Origin of the sequence: Streptomyces sp. NBC_00341 (genome assembly GCF_041435055.1) — a bacterium.
Taxonomy (GTDB): domain Bacteria; phylum Actinomycetota; class Actinomycetes; order Streptomycetales; family Streptomycetaceae; genus Streptomyces.
This window is the reverse complement of record NZ_CP108002.1, coordinates 4,354,541-4,367,398: the sequence shown is the minus strand read 5'-3', so window position 1 is coordinate 4,367,398 and position 12,858 is coordinate 4,354,541. Positions and strand designations below refer to the sequence as shown.

Here is a 12,858-nt window from a genome sequence, read left to right as displayed (position 1 = left end):
ATCCGGACGGCACGCATACTCGGGGCATGACCGCGTATGACGCCATCGTCCTCGCCGGAGGTGCCGCGAAGCGGCTCGGCGGTGCTGACAAGCCGGGGCTCCGGGTCGGTGGCCGTGCGCTGCTCGACCGGGTGCTCTCGGCCTGTTCCGACGCCGGGACCACGGTGGTGGTCGGGGGCAGACGGCCCACCGTGCGTGCGGTGACCTGGGCACGCGAGGAGCCTCGGGGCGGGGGTCCGCTGGCCGCGCTCGGCGCCGGGGTGCGGCACACCGAGGCGGAGCGCCTTCTGGTGCTCTCGGCAGATCTGCCCTTCCTGGGGGCGGACACGGTGGGGGCCCTGCTGGCAGCCGCCGGCCGGGGCGACGCGGAGGGCGCCGTCTGTACCGACGGGGACGGCCGCGACCAGCCGCTGGTGGCCGTCTACCGGGCGGAGCCGTTGCGCCGGGTGCTGGCGCTGCTCGCCGCGGAGCACGGTGGACTCGCCGGACTGCCGCTGCGGCTGCTGACGGATGAGCTGCGGCTTTCCCGGGTGGCGGCGGACCCGCTCGCCTCGTTCGACTGCGACACCTGGGAGGACATCGCTTCGGCCAGGGCCCGCATCAGAGAACATGGGAGCGTGCTGGACGAATGGATCACCGCAGTCAAGAACGAACTGGCCATCGAACTCGACGTCGACACCGCCGTCCTGCTCGACCTCGCCCGTGACGCCGCCCACGGTGTCGCCAGGCCCGCCGCTCCCCTGACGACCTTCCTGGTCGGGTACGCGGCGGCGAAGGCGAGTAGCGACGGCGGCGGAGCCGAGGCAGTGGCCGAGGCCGCCCGCAAGGCCGCCGCGCTCGCTCTCCGGTGGGCGGACGAGACCGAGACGCCATGACGGGCCGCAGCGGCAGTACCGGGCGCCACCCGGCTGCCGCGAAGAGCCCGGCCGGAGGCGCTGACCCCGCCGAATCCTCTGAATCCCGCCGATCCCCCGAGCCGCCCGACTCCGCTGATACCGAAGCACGGCGGGTAGCCAAGGCCGATGCCAGAGCCGAGGCCGAGGCCGACGAGGAGCGGGCGGTCGCGCAGGCCCTCGCGCTGGTCGGCCGCCAGCCGCACCGCGACCCGGGCCCCCAGCCGTACCGAGACCCGTACCCCGGTACCGAGCCCGTCGGCAGCCCCGCCCCAGCCTCCGCCTCCGCCCCAGCCTCCGCCTCCGCCCCAGCCTCCGCCTCCGCCCCAGCCTCCGCCCCCGCCCCAGCCTCCGCCTCCGCCTCCGATCCGCGTCCTGACCCAGCCCCCGCCCCCCGGCGTATCCGCGCGACCCAGTGGGGCGAGGCGCGCGCCGTCGCGGCCCGTGCCGGGCTGGGGGCTCCTCCCCGTACCGGGCGCGTCCCCCTCGATCAGGCGCTCGGACACGTGCTGGCCGAACCGCTTGCCGCGCTCACCGATCTCCCGTCCTTCGACACCTCCGCCATGGACGGCTGGGCGGTCGCGGGGCCGGGGCCGTGGCACGTCCGGCAGCACGAGGGCGTCCTCGCGGGCCACGCCTCACCCGCCCCGCTCCCGGACGGTGACGCCGTACGGATCGCCACCGGCGCCCGCATCCCGGCGGACGCGACCGCCGTCATCCGCAGCGAACACGCCGAGGCCGACGAGTCGAGGGGGCTGCTGTACGCGCAGCGACGGGTGAGCCCCGGGCAGGACATCAGGCCGCGCGGCCAGGAGTGCCGGTCCGGGGAGCGACTCCTCCCCGCCGGAACGCTGGTGACGCCCGCCGTCCTCGGGCTGGCCGCCGCCGCCGGGTACGACGAACTGCTGACCCGCCCCAGGCCGCGCGTCGACGTCCTCGTCCTGGGCGACGAACTGCTGACGGCCGGGCTGCCACACGACGGACTGATCCGTGACGCACTCGGGCCGATGATCGGCCCCTGGCTGCACGCGCTGGGCGCCGAGGTCTCCGCGCCCCGCCGCCTCGGTGACGACGCGGAGGCACTCCGTCAGGCGCTTGTCCTCTCCGAGGCCGATCTGGTCATCACGACCGGCGGCACCGCTGCGGGGCCGGTCGACCATGTGCACCCCGTACTCGCCGATCTGGGGGCCGAACTGCTCGTCGACGGTGTCGCCGTCCGCCCCGGTCATCCCATGCTGCTGGCCCGGCTGCGGGCCGCAGGGCCGTATCTCGTGGGGCTGCCCGGCAACCCGCTGGCCGCCGTGTCCGGGCTCCTCACGCTCGCCGAGCCGCTGATCGGCGGGCTGGCGGGCCGGACGTCTCAGGACCTCTACCGCGTCGCGGTCCGTGACGACGTGCACGGCCACCCGCACGACACCCGGCTGGTTCCGGTGGTCCATCGCGCTGGATCCCCGAACGCGTTCGCACCAGCCGGAACCGGTGGTGGGACAGATCACGTCGTACCCCTGCATTACAACGGTCCCGCCATGCTGCGCGGGATCGCCGCCGCGGACGGGCTGGCCGTCGTGGAGCCGGGCGGGGTACGGTCCGGCACCGAGGTGGAGATCCTCGATCTACCGTGGGCCCCGGCGACGCCGTGGACTGAAGGGTGTTTCACGTGAAACTTCCCGGCCATGACGCGATGGCCAGGCGCGCCGAGGAGCATGTCGTCCCCACCCGGGTGATGCTCCCCCGAAGGGTCGTCGACGGCCCCGCGCGCCAGGTCGCCAAGCGGCTGATGATGGCTCTGATGGTGCTTGCCACCACGGTGCTGATCGTCTGGGTCGACCGTGGCGGCTATCACGACGCGGCCGACGGCAGCGTCGACCTGCTGGACGCCGTCTACTACGCGACGGTCACGCTCTCGACCACCGGGTACGGCGACATCACCCCGTACAGCGACGGAGCCCGGCTCATCAATGTGGTGTTCGTGACACCACTGCGCGTGCTCTTCCTCATCATCCTGGTCGGCACCACCCTTGAGGTCCTCACGGAGCGGACCCGGGAGGACTTCCGGCTGAAGCGTTGGAGAACCAACTTGCGTGACCACACCGTCGTCGTCGGCTTCGGCACGAAGGGCCGCTCGGCCATCCAGACCCTGTGCGCCACCGGGCTGCGGAACGACCAGATCGTCATCGTCGACCCGGCGTCCAAGGTGATAGAGATCGCCAACGCCGAGGGGTTCACCGGGGTACTCGGGGACGCGACGCGCAGCGATGTGCTGCTGCGGGCCGAGGTGCAGAAGGCGCGTCAGATCATCATCGCCACCCAGCGCGATGACACGGCCGTGCTGGTCGCGCTGACCGCCCGCCAGCTCAACCGCGGGGCGAAGATCGTCGCCGCGGTGCGCGAGGAGGAGAACGCCCCGCTGCTGCGGCAGTCCGGTGCCGACGCCGTGATCACCAGTGCCAGTGCGGCCGGACGGCTGCTCGGTCTCTCCGTGCTCAGCCCCAGCGCGGGCACGGTGATGGAGGACCTGATCCAGCAGGGCAGCGGGCTCGATCTGGTCGAACGGCCGGTGATAAAGGCCGAGGTGGGCAAGAACGTCCGGGAGACCGACGATCTCGTCGTGAGCGTTCTGCGCGGTCACCGGCTGCTCGGTTACGACGATCCGGCGGCCAGCCCCCTCCAGCTGACGGACCGCCTGATCACCATCGTGCGGGCCACGAACGAGGCGCCCACGAACCACACCCCGCCGACAGCACCGCGCCCCTGACCCGGCAGGACCCCCAGGCGCCCAACAGCGCCCGACAGGCCCCGGCCGCGCCTCGCGGGCCTCGTGCGCACGGCACGGAGTAGCCTCGCGGCCATGCATGCGATCACGATCCCCGAACCCGGTGGCCCCGAGGCGCTCGTGTGGGCCGAGGTGCCCGATCCCGTACCCGGCGAGGGCGAGGTCCTCGTCGACGTCGTCTCCAGCGCGGTCAACCGTGCGGATGTGCTCCAGCGGCAGGGCTTCTACAACCCGCCGCCCGGCGCCTCGCCCTACCCGGGGCTGGAGTGCTCGGGCCGGATCTCCGCCATCGGTGCCGGTGTCACCGGCTGGTCGGTCGGCGACGAGGTGTGCGCGCTGCTGGCGGGCGGCGGTTACGCGGAGAAGGTCGCCGTCCCGGTCGGGCAGCTGCTCCCCGTACCGGCCGGACTGGACCTCGTCCTCGCCGCGGCGCTCCCCGAGGTGACCGCGACCGTCTGGTCGAACGTGTTCATGGTGGCGCACCTGCGCCCCGCCGAGACGCTGCTGGTGCACGGCGGGTCCAGCGGCATCGGCACGATGGCCATCCAGCTGGCCAAGGCGGTCGGAGCCCGGGTCGCGGTGACCGCGGGCGGGCCCGGGAAGCTGGAGCGCTGCGCGGAGCTGGGGGCCGACATCCTGATCGACTACCGGGAGCAGGACTTCGTCGAGGAGATCAGCCGGGCGACGGACGGGGCGGGCGCCGACGTCATCCTGGACATCATCGGCGCGAAGTACCTGGACCGGAACGTGCAGGCCCTCGCCGTCAACGGCCGGCTCGCGATCATCGGCCTCCAGGGCGGCGCCAAGGGCGAACTGAACCTCGGCGCCCTGCTGAGCAAGCGGGCCGCCGTCACCGCGACCTCGCTGCGCGGGCGCCCGCTCGCGGAGAAGGCCGCGATCGTCGCGGCCGTACGCGAGCACGTCTGGCCGCTCATCACGGACGGCGTCGTACGGCCGGTGGTGGACCGTACGCTGCCGATGTCGGACGCGGCCGAGGCACACCGGGTGATGGAGTCCAGCACCCACATCGGCAAGGTGCTCCTCCGCTCACCCGCAGCGGCCTGAGCCCGCCACCGCACCCCGCACCCCGCACCCCGCACCCCGCACCCCCGCAACCCCGCACCCCGACCCCGCACCGAAAGGGCCCGGCACACGGAGACCGTGTGCCGGGCCCTTCGGACGTCCTGACTGATCAGTACGGGTACTGGTAAGGATACGGATACGGATACGGGGTTACGGGGTCAAGCGGGTGTCCGGGTTACAGGTACGGGCCCGAGCGGATCGCTCCGTGCGGGTCCCCGCCGCCTTCCTCCTCCTCGTGGACCGTGCCCGGGGGCAGGGCGCGGCGCATCTGCTCCAACTGAGCGCGGGCCGCCATCTGCTGGGCGAACAGCGCCGTCTGGATGCCGTGGAAGAGGCCCTCCAGCCAGCCCACCAACTGGGCCTGCGCGATCCGCAGTTCCGCCTCCGAGGGAACCGACTCCTCGGTGAACGGCAGTGAGAGCCGCTCCAGCTCCTCCACCAGCTCCGGCGCGAGGCCGTCCTCCAGCTCCTTGACCGAGCTGGCGTGGATCTCCTTGAGGCGGACCCGGCTGGCCTCGTCGAGAGGAGCCGCCCTGACCTCCTCCAGGAGCTGCTTGATCATGCTGCCGATGCGCATCACCTTCGCGGGCTGCTCGACCATCTCCGTCACCGGGATCTCGCGCGACTCGTCGTCAGTGCCACCGCCGCCGATCGCCATTCCGTCCTGTCCCACCACGAGGACTTGGGGGTGCTCCTGCGACCGTTCATTCCTCGGCATCTCCATGTCGTCCATTGTCTCGCACACCTGCGGTACAGCACTGTGGTGCCCCCGGAAACGTGAGATCCACCGTTTCCGAGGGCACCGGAACGACGCCGGAGCGACTGGTCAGCCCGCTGCCGGGGCCTGCCGACCGGTCATCCCGCCCGCCGTGACAGCGTCAGCCGGGAGCGGGTGAACAGCGCCGCCAGCAACCCGGCCAGCAGCGGAACGACCACGGCCAGCAAGCCGATGGTCACCCAGGGCACCACGATCGGGGTGTACGCGGACTCCATCGGGTCCTGCCGCATCTCCTCCAGCGCGTTGCGCAGGTCGATCAGGCGCAGCGCCACCGCGGGCACCAGTCCCGCGGCCGTCCCGAGCAGCACCCCGGTGAGCGCCACCACCAGGCACTGGAACCCGGACAGGGTCCGCCGTACCCGCGGGGGCGCGCCCACCGCGCTGAGCGTGGTGAGGTCGGCCTCCGCGTCGGCCTTGGACAACCCGGTCGTGATCGCGGCCGCACCCACCGTCACCACCCCGGCGAACAGCGTCAGCACCAGCAGCATGGTGTCCTCGCGGTCACCGGGTTCCGATCCGGTGCGCACGAAGACGTTCGCACCGGCCTGCTGGATCGCGGCATCGGTCCGCTGCGACTCCGCGTCCGTCGGCGGGCGGGGGACGCTGTACACACTGCCGTACGCCGCGGTGTGCAGTCCGAGCCGCTGTGCGGTCTTCTCCGGCATGATCATGCGGATTCCGGGAGTCTCGGCGTACTTGGCGTCCGCGACGTACACCTTCAGCCGGTCCGTCGTCGTCCTGGCCGGGCCCGGATGCAGGGCGCGATTCTTCTTGTCCTTGTCGCTGTACCGGTGAACGGCCTTGACCGTGACCTGCCCGTCCTTTGCGTACGCCCGGTTGAGCAGCACGGGGGTGCCCGCCTCCAGCGCCTTGGCGGCGGCCGGGTCGTCGAGCTTGACGTACGTCCTGAGCAGCGACGCGTCACCGATGACGATGTTGCTCCCACCCGAGTTGAACGCGTCGATGGTGTAGCGCTCGTCCACGCACTCGGGGGAGTGCATCGTGCGGCGGTGCTCCTCGTCGCTCAACCGGAGTGCGAGCTCCTTGGCACCCTTGGTGTGCAGCGGGCAGGTGTGCCCCTTGCCGGTGGGCTTGACCAGTTCGAGCGAGCCGCAGGCGTTCTCGTCCTCGTAGTAGGTGTTGCAGTCGCTGCCGGCCCAGCCCCGGGAGACCTCGGCGGGTTTGCCGATGGGGTTCATGTTCCGCTCCACCGCCGCCCGTGCCACCTGCTCCACCGCCTTGGTGTTGTCTCCGTCGGCGGCGTACAGCACGACCGACTTCGCGCTGAACATCGGCGTGTAGTCGTACTCCCCCTGGGCGTCCTTGCTGGACACGAACGTGGCGATGGCCACCGAGCCCGCGACCGCGGCCATCACCGCCGCGACCGCCGGAGCGGTCCTGCCCCGGTTGCGGGCCGCGTCGCGCAGCGCCATCCGGGGCGAGAGCGGGAGTGTGCGGCCGAGCCGCCCGAGGAACCCGACGATCACCGGGATGCAGCACAGGAGTCCCAGCTCGGCGATTACCGAACCGGCGGCGACCTCGGTGGAGTTGCCGGTGGTGCCGCCCAGGACGGCGATCGCGACGCCGATGGCCAGGGCGCAGGCGCCCACGATGGGCAGGATCCGGGAGCCACGCCGGACACCGCGGTGTCCGGTGAGCGACTCCAGTACGGACTGCCGGCCCGCCACGATCGCCGGGGCCAGCGCTGCCAGCACTCCGGTGATCATTCCGATCACCGCGATGGCCAGCAGTTCCTTCGGGTCCATGACGAGCGAGCCGAAGCGGTGCTGGGCCTGCTCCTCGATCAGCGGCCGGCACACCGCCGTGAGCACCAGTCCGGCCACCACCCCCACCACGGCTCCGGCGCCGCCGAGCACCAGCCCGCCGGAGAGGACCACGGCCCGCACGTGGCGCCGGTCCCCGCCGCAGGTGCCGAGGAGGCCGAGCTGACGGCGTGAGCGGCGCGCGCCGACGGCGAAGGCCGGTCCGGCGAGCAGCACGATCTCCAGGACCGCCATCGCGACGACCGTGATGAGGGCCGCGCTCAGCTCGTCCGAGGATTCGGGTGCCGGGTTGCTGCCGTGCTTCTTGATCAGCGGGACCTCGGAGTCCGGCGGCGGGTCGAGGACGACCTGGCGAGAGACGACGAGCGCGCCCTTCTTGTTGGCCGCCATCACGTCGGACCAGCTGACCCCCGTCCCGTTGCCCGCCTTCACCAGCCAGGTCAGTTCGTCGGAATTCGGCGGCAGCACCTTCTTGTCGCGGGCGGCGTTGGCCTTCCACGGGGCGATGACCGCGCCCGGGTCCGCGTACAGGGCCTTGACCGTCAGGTTCTCCGGCTGCTCGACCGTGCCGGTGACGGTGTACTTCCGGTTCGGTCCGCGCACGGTGATGTGTGAGCCGACGTGCAGTCCGGCCGACTTCAGGAACGCCTCGGTGGCGACCATCTCGCCGGTGCCCTTCGGGAACGCGCCGTCGACGAGGTCGAGCTTGCCGCGCGCCATCGCGTCCGAGGTCCGGAACTCGACGATGTCGACGTCCGCGACGCCGTACCCGGTGGTGACGTTCGCGGGTACCGACTGGATGCTGATGGAGCGCGCACCCTTCGGGAACGTGGTCCGCAGGTCGATCGCGGGGATCTCCTCGTCCGGCGGCGGGTCCTCGCTGAGGGGGCTGTAGTCGTCCCCGCTGACCGACTGGTCCAGCGGACCGGCCTGGGGGTCCCTGAACAGCGCGTCGGCCGACCCCACCTGAGCCGCCAGCTTCTCGGCGGTGGAGGTCTCCACACTGCGGTACGTCACGTCGAGGGCGGTGACGCCGAGCACCGGTATCGCGATCATCGCGACCACCAGCGCGCTGCGGCCCTTGGCGCGCATGGCGTCGCGCCGGGCTATCCGCAGGGCGGCGCGCCACCCCGTGAAGACGCTCACTCGGAGCCCCCGGCGGCGAGCAGCGAGTCGGCGCCGACGCTCAGCGTCTGGTCGACGATCGAGCCGTCCCGCAGGAAGACGACCCGGTCCGCCCAGGCGGCGTAGCGCGGTTCGTGCGTCACCATCACCCCGGCCGCGCCCTGGTCGCAGCGGTTGCGCAGCAGCGCGAGGACGATCTCGCCGGTCTCGGAGTCGAGCGCCCCGGTCGGCTCGTCGGCGAGCACCAGGCGCCGGTCCCCCACCAGCGCGCGGGCGATCGCGACGCGCTGCTGCTGGCCGCCGGACATCTCGTCGGGGAAGCGGTCACCGATCTCCAGGAGGTTCATCTCCTCCAGCGCGGCACGGGCCTCCTTGCGCGCCTTGCGGACGGGGACGCCGTCCAGCTCACGCGGCAGGGCGATGTTCTCGGCGGCGGTCAGGGCGGGGATCAGGTTGTAGTCCTGGAAGACGTAGCCGACGCTGCGGCGGCGCAGCGCGGCCACGCCCTTGCGGCCGAGCGCGGCGATGTCCTGGCCCTCGATGACGACCTGGCCCGCGGTCGCGGTGTCCAGGCCGCCGGCGATGGTCAGCAGGGTGGACTTGCCCGAGCCGGACGGGCCCATCACGGCGACGAGCTCACCGGCGTGCACCGACAGGTTGATGCCGCGCAGGGCGTGCACCTCGGCTATGCCGGTGCCGTGGGTGCGGGTGAGCGAGCGGAGTTCGAGCACCGGCGCGTCCACCGACAAGGGCGGAGCGGTCGGAGACGGGGCGTGCAGTGACATGACGGGTGGTTCCCCCTCGGAACAAAATCGGTTCTGTGGTCGGTGCGCCTCTGGGCCGGTCTCCGGCAGTGGGCGGCCGTGGCCGTGGCTCAGCGGCGGGTGCGGGCCTTGGCGGTGCGGGTGGTGCGGGCGGGGGCGGGCGCGGCGGTCTCCGGCTCCGTGGCGGCGGCCTCCGCCAGCCGGACCAGCCGGGCCTCGCAGTGGTCCAGCCAGCGGGCCTCCGCCTCGGCCTGGAAGATCAGCTGTTCCAGTACGAGCAGCCAGGCGACCTCGTCGCGGTTGGCGGGCACATCGGTGAGGGCCTGCGCCTTGAGACGCGTGTAGTCCTGCATCGCCTTCACGGTGTGGTGGCGCTGGGACTGGATGACGGCCCTGATGTCCACGCCGGGTGCGCCGACGGCCATGGCGAGCTTGATGGCCAGCTCGTCGCGGGGCGGGCTGCTCCGGTCCACGGGGGTCTCGAACCAGCTGCGCAGCTCGGAGCGCCCCTCGTCGCTGATCGAGTACAGGGAGTGGCCCTGGTCGTCCTCGCCGTCCTGGACGACCAGGCCGTCACGCTCCAGTCGGCTCAGCGTCGTGTACACCTGCCCGACGTTGAGCGGCCAGGTGGAGCCGGTGCGGGACTCGAATTCGGTGCGGAGCTGGGAGCCGTAGCGCGGCCCCCGCTCCAGGAGGGCGAGTAGCCCGTGACGGATCGACATACTGAGTATGTATACCGAGTATGTTGCCGAACGCAAGTCTGTGACCTGGTGCGAAGGTGGGTGGGGCGCCTCGGGTGCGGTGGTCAGTCGGCGCGGCGCATGCGCAGTGCGAGGAAGCCGAGACCCAGTCCGACCAGGCAGATTCCCACGCCGAGCGACATCTCCTTGACCTGCTGTACGGCCTGTCCGTCGAGGGCCTGACGCGCGTATCGGCCGGCCCCGGGCGACATGCTCGCGTCAGGGGTGACGGCCGGTACGGCGGCGGGGTCCGTCGCGGCGGACTGGTTCTCCGCGGCCTCGATGGCGTCGTCGGCCCGAGCGATCTCCCGGGGCGTCAGTTGCCGCCCGGGGCGCTGCCGCCCCTCCCCGGCGGGCAGCCCGGCCAGCGGTGACTGCTCGCCGTCCGGCCGCGGCGATCCGGCGCTCGGTGAGGGCGATCCGGAGGCGTCGGACGGCAGGGGTGCGGAGGGGGGCGGCGGTGCGGGTGCGGCGGAGGATGCGCCGGGGCCCTGCGGGGCGGGCGTGGACTCCGAGGGCGGCACGGTGGGCGTCGCGGACGGTGTCACGCCTGGCGACGAACCCTGCGACGGCCCGGAGGCGGACCCGGACGACGGTGCCGAGGACGGTCCGGCCGGCGCCGAGGACGGTCCAGCCGGTCCCGACGACGGTCCGGCCTGTCCCGGCGTGGCGGATGCGAAACGCGCGGCCACGGAAGGTCCCGCCGCCCGCGCGGCCAAGGAGGGTCCCGCCGCCCGCGCGGCCAAGGAGGGTCCCGCCGCCCGCGCCTCCCCGCCCGTCATGACCCCGAGGGCCGCGGCCGCCGTCAGTGCGAGGCAGGCCGCGCGCCACGAGGGCCGCGAGGGGGAGTGTCCTGAAGCCATGTGGCCAGCGTCACATGTGACGATATGTCCGGCATCTCAGGTGATGCGGACGGATGGCCCGAGCAGAACCGACCCACCGAAGCGGCCGGCGAAGGACGCGACCAGGACCAGGACCAGGGCCAGGACCAGAACCAAGACCAGGACCAGGACCAGGACGTACTACGCCTACGCCGGATCCCCCGTAGCGATACGGAGCTCGAAGTGGGCACCGGTCTTGGGCACCGCGGTTCCGGCGGTGGGGAACTGGTCGACGACCTGGTCCTCCGCGTAGGCGTTACCCGGCACCTCGATCTTCTTGATCGTCCAGCCGGCCGCGTCCGCGCACTGCCGCGCGGAGATGATGTCCTTGTACAGGAAGCTCGGGGCGTCGACCTTGTTCGGGTCGTCGTTGTCCTCCATCGCGTCCGTGCACTTGTCGGTCTCCATCGTCCGGTTCCGCTCCGGACCCTTGTGATCGGCGGCCGGCTCGGACTGGCTCGTCGTGGGCTTGTCGTCGTCGTCGCCGCCCTTCAGCGAGAGCACCGTGATCAGACCGCCGATCGCGATCAGCGCCACCACGATCGAGCCCACGATCACCGGAACGTTTCGCTTGGAGCCGCCGCCACCCGCAGGCGTGGTCGCCGTCTGCTGCGACACCGAGTACGGCGGCGGGGTCTGCTGGTGCATCGGCTGCATCGGCGCCTGGCTCTGGTACGCCGGGGCCGACTGCGGGTAGCCGTACGACGGCGCGGGCGTCGGCGTGCCGTAGGGGCCGGGCTGCTGCTGCGACTGGTACGGGCCGGGCTGGTACGGCGTCTGGACGTTCTGTGGAGCCGGGGCGGACTGGTCGACCGGCGGGAAGACGGCGGAACCGACGCCGGAGCCGCTGTTCGCCGGAGCACCGGCGTCCCCGACGATCACCGGGGCGCCCGTCCGGCCGCCGGCGCTCAGCACCCGGTGGATCTCGTCCTGCATCGCGGCGGCGCTCGGGAAGCGCTCGTTCGGGTTCTTCTTCAGCGCGCGGGCGACGAGCGCGTCCATCGCCGGGGTGATCGACCGGTTGACGGTGGACGGCGCGACCGGCTCCTCCTGCACGTGCGCGTACGCGATGGCCAGCGGGGAGTCGGCGTCGAACGGGATGCGGCCGGTCAGCAGCTGGAACAGCATGATGCCGACCGAGTACAGGTCGGAGCGCGCGTCCACCCCGCGGCCCAGGGCCTGTTCGGGGGAGAGGTACTGCGGGGTGCCGACGACCATCCCGGTCTGCGTCATCGACGTGACGCCGGACTGCATGGCGCGGGCGATGCCGAAGTCCATGACCTTCACGATGCCGCGCTTGGTCACCATGACGTTGCCCGGCTTGATGTCGCGGTGGACCAGGCCCATTTCGTGGCTGGTGTCCAGGGCGGCCAGCACATCGGCCGTCACCTTGAGCGCCTTGTCGGCGGGCATCGCGCCGTGACTGCGGATGTCCGCCTGGAGGACGGAGCCGAGCGGCTGCCCCTCGACGTACTCCATGACGATGTAGGGCATCACGGCGCCACCGAGCTCGTCCTCGCCGGTGTCGAAGACGGAGACGATGTTGGTGTGCTGGAGCTTCGCGACCGCCTGGGCCTCGCGCCTGAACCGCTCGCGGAAGGACTGCTCGCGGCCGAGTTCCGTGTGAAGCGTCTTGATCGCGACCTGTCGGTCCAGCGCGGAGTCGTACGCCAGATATACGGACGCCATCCCGCCTTCGCCGAGCAGGTCACGCAGCTGGTAGCGGCCGCCGGCGACCGAACCGCCCGCGTAGCGACCCTGGGCCCCTTGTGCGCCGTCCTGGCTCATGACTTGACTTCCCCCTCGGGCGCGTGACTCACGCGAAGATCCGTATTACGGGCCAAGTCTGCCCGAGGGGTACGACACGTCAAGCCAGGTGCCCGTTCCGTGACCCTACGCACAAGAAGCGTCTCGGAAGCGTTACAGGAACCGGATGTAACCGGATGCAATTTGCGCGGGCGGCTTCCCAGCCGGTTGGATGGCCGGTCCCTCTCGAAATCGGTGTGTCCGACGAAGGCTGTAGCGTGACGTGGCAAT

At 72.0% G+C, this 12,858-nt stretch carries 10 protein-coding genes; 4 read left to right on the top strand and 6 right to left on the bottom strand.

Annotated elements, in window-relative coordinates; translation table 11 throughout:
• Nucleotides 1-26 precede the first annotated feature (26 nt).
• The 4 genes from OG892_RS19630 to OG892_RS19615 all read left to right on the top strand — a co-directional run bounded on the left by OG892_RS19630 (nt 27) and on the right by OG892_RS19615 (nt 4,731).
• Complete coding sequence (locus OG892_RS19630; RefSeq protein WP_371629849.1) at nt 27-875, top strand: NTP transferase domain-containing protein; 849 nt, start codon at nt 27-29, stop codon at nt 873-875.
• On the top strand, nt 872-2,554 hold the full coding sequence (locus OG892_RS19625; RefSeq protein ID WP_371629848.1) for a molybdopterin molybdotransferase MoeA: 1,683 nt from the start codon (nt 872-874) through the stop codon (nt 2,552-2,554). Before OG892_RS19630 ends, OG892_RS19625 begins: the two co-directional genes overlap by 4 nt.
• A 20-nt stretch (nt 2,555-2,574) precedes the next feature.
• Nucleotides 2,575-3,648, top strand: coding sequence for a TrkA family potassium uptake protein (locus OG892_RS19620; RefSeq protein WP_073733300.1), 1,074 nt, complete (start codon nt 2,575-2,577; stop codon nt 3,646-3,648).
• Nucleotides 3,649-3,741: 93 nt separating this feature from the next.
• On the top strand, nt 3,742-4,731 hold the full coding sequence (locus OG892_RS19615; protein WP_327337902.1) for an NAD(P)H-quinone oxidoreductase: 990 nt from the start codon (nt 3,742-3,744) through the stop codon (nt 4,729-4,731).
• A 193-nt stretch (nt 4,732-4,924) separates the two neighbouring features.
• Here the strand turns inward: OG892_RS19615 and OG892_RS19610 are convergent, their stop codons facing one another.
• From OG892_RS19610 to OG892_RS19585, 6 genes are all read right to left on the bottom strand, one after another.
• Entirely contained in the window at nt 4,925-5,473 is a 549-nt protein-coding gene (locus tag OG892_RS19610; protein WP_073733723.1) for a bacterial proteasome activator family protein, read from the bottom strand.
• 131 nt (nt 5,474-5,604) lie between these two features.
• A complete protein-coding gene (locus tag OG892_RS19605) occupies nt 5,605-8,457 on the bottom strand; it encodes an FtsX-like permease family protein (protein WP_371629847.1) in 2,853 nt (950 codons plus the stop codon).
• Complete coding sequence (locus OG892_RS19600; protein ID WP_371629846.1) at nt 8,454-9,221, bottom strand: ABC transporter ATP-binding protein; 768 nt, start codon at nt 9,219-9,221, stop codon at nt 8,454-8,456. Before OG892_RS19600 ends, OG892_RS19605 begins: the two co-directional genes overlap by 4 nt.
• An 89-nt stretch (nt 9,222-9,310) precedes the next feature.
• A complete protein-coding gene (locus OG892_RS19595; RefSeq protein ID WP_073733304.1) occupies nt 9,311-9,922 on the bottom strand; it encodes a PadR family transcriptional regulator in 612 nt (203 codons plus the stop codon).
• A gap of 83 nt (nt 9,923-10,005) precedes the next feature.
• Nucleotides 10,006-10,488, bottom strand: a complete 483-nt coding sequence (locus tag OG892_RS19590; RefSeq protein WP_371629845.1) for a hypothetical protein — start codon at nt 10,486-10,488, stop codon at nt 10,006-10,008.
• A 480-nt stretch (nt 10,489-10,968) separates the two neighbouring features.
• A complete protein-coding gene (locus tag OG892_RS19585) occupies nt 10,969-12,609 on the bottom strand; it encodes a protein kinase (RefSeq protein ID WP_371629844.1) in 1,641 nt (546 codons plus the stop codon).
• Nucleotides 12,610-12,858: the final 249 nt, after the last annotated feature.

Coding starts and splice junctions, on each gene's coding strand:
- OG892_RS19625 (WP_371629848.1), top strand. CDS start 872: ATGACGGGCCGCAGCGGCAGTACCGGGCGCCACCCGGCTGCCGCGAAG.
- OG892_RS19595 (WP_073733304.1), bottom strand. CDS start 9,922: ATGTCGATCCGTCACGGGCTACTCGCCCTCCTGGAGCGGGGGCCGCGC.
- OG892_RS19630 (WP_371629849.1), top strand. CDS start 27: ATGACCGCGTATGACGCCATCGTCCTCGCCGGAGGTGCCGCGAAGCGG.
- OG892_RS19620 (WP_073733300.1), top strand. CDS start 2,575: ATGGCCAGGCGCGCCGAGGAGCATGTCGTCCCCACCCGGGTGATGCTC.
- OG892_RS19600 (WP_371629846.1), bottom strand. CDS start 9,221: ATGTCACTGCACGCCCCGTCTCCGACCGCTCCGCCCTTGTCGGTGGAC.
- OG892_RS19585 (WP_371629844.1), bottom strand. CDS start 12,609: ATGAGCCAGGACGGCGCACAAGGGGCCCAGGGTCGCTACGCGGGCGGT.
- OG892_RS19610 (WP_073733723.1), bottom strand. CDS start 5,473: ATGGAGATGCCGAGGAATGAACGGTCGCAGGAGCACCCCCAAGTCCTC.
- OG892_RS19615 (WP_327337902.1), top strand. CDS start 3,742: ATGCATGCGATCACGATCCCCGAACCCGGTGGCCCCGAGGCGCTCGTG.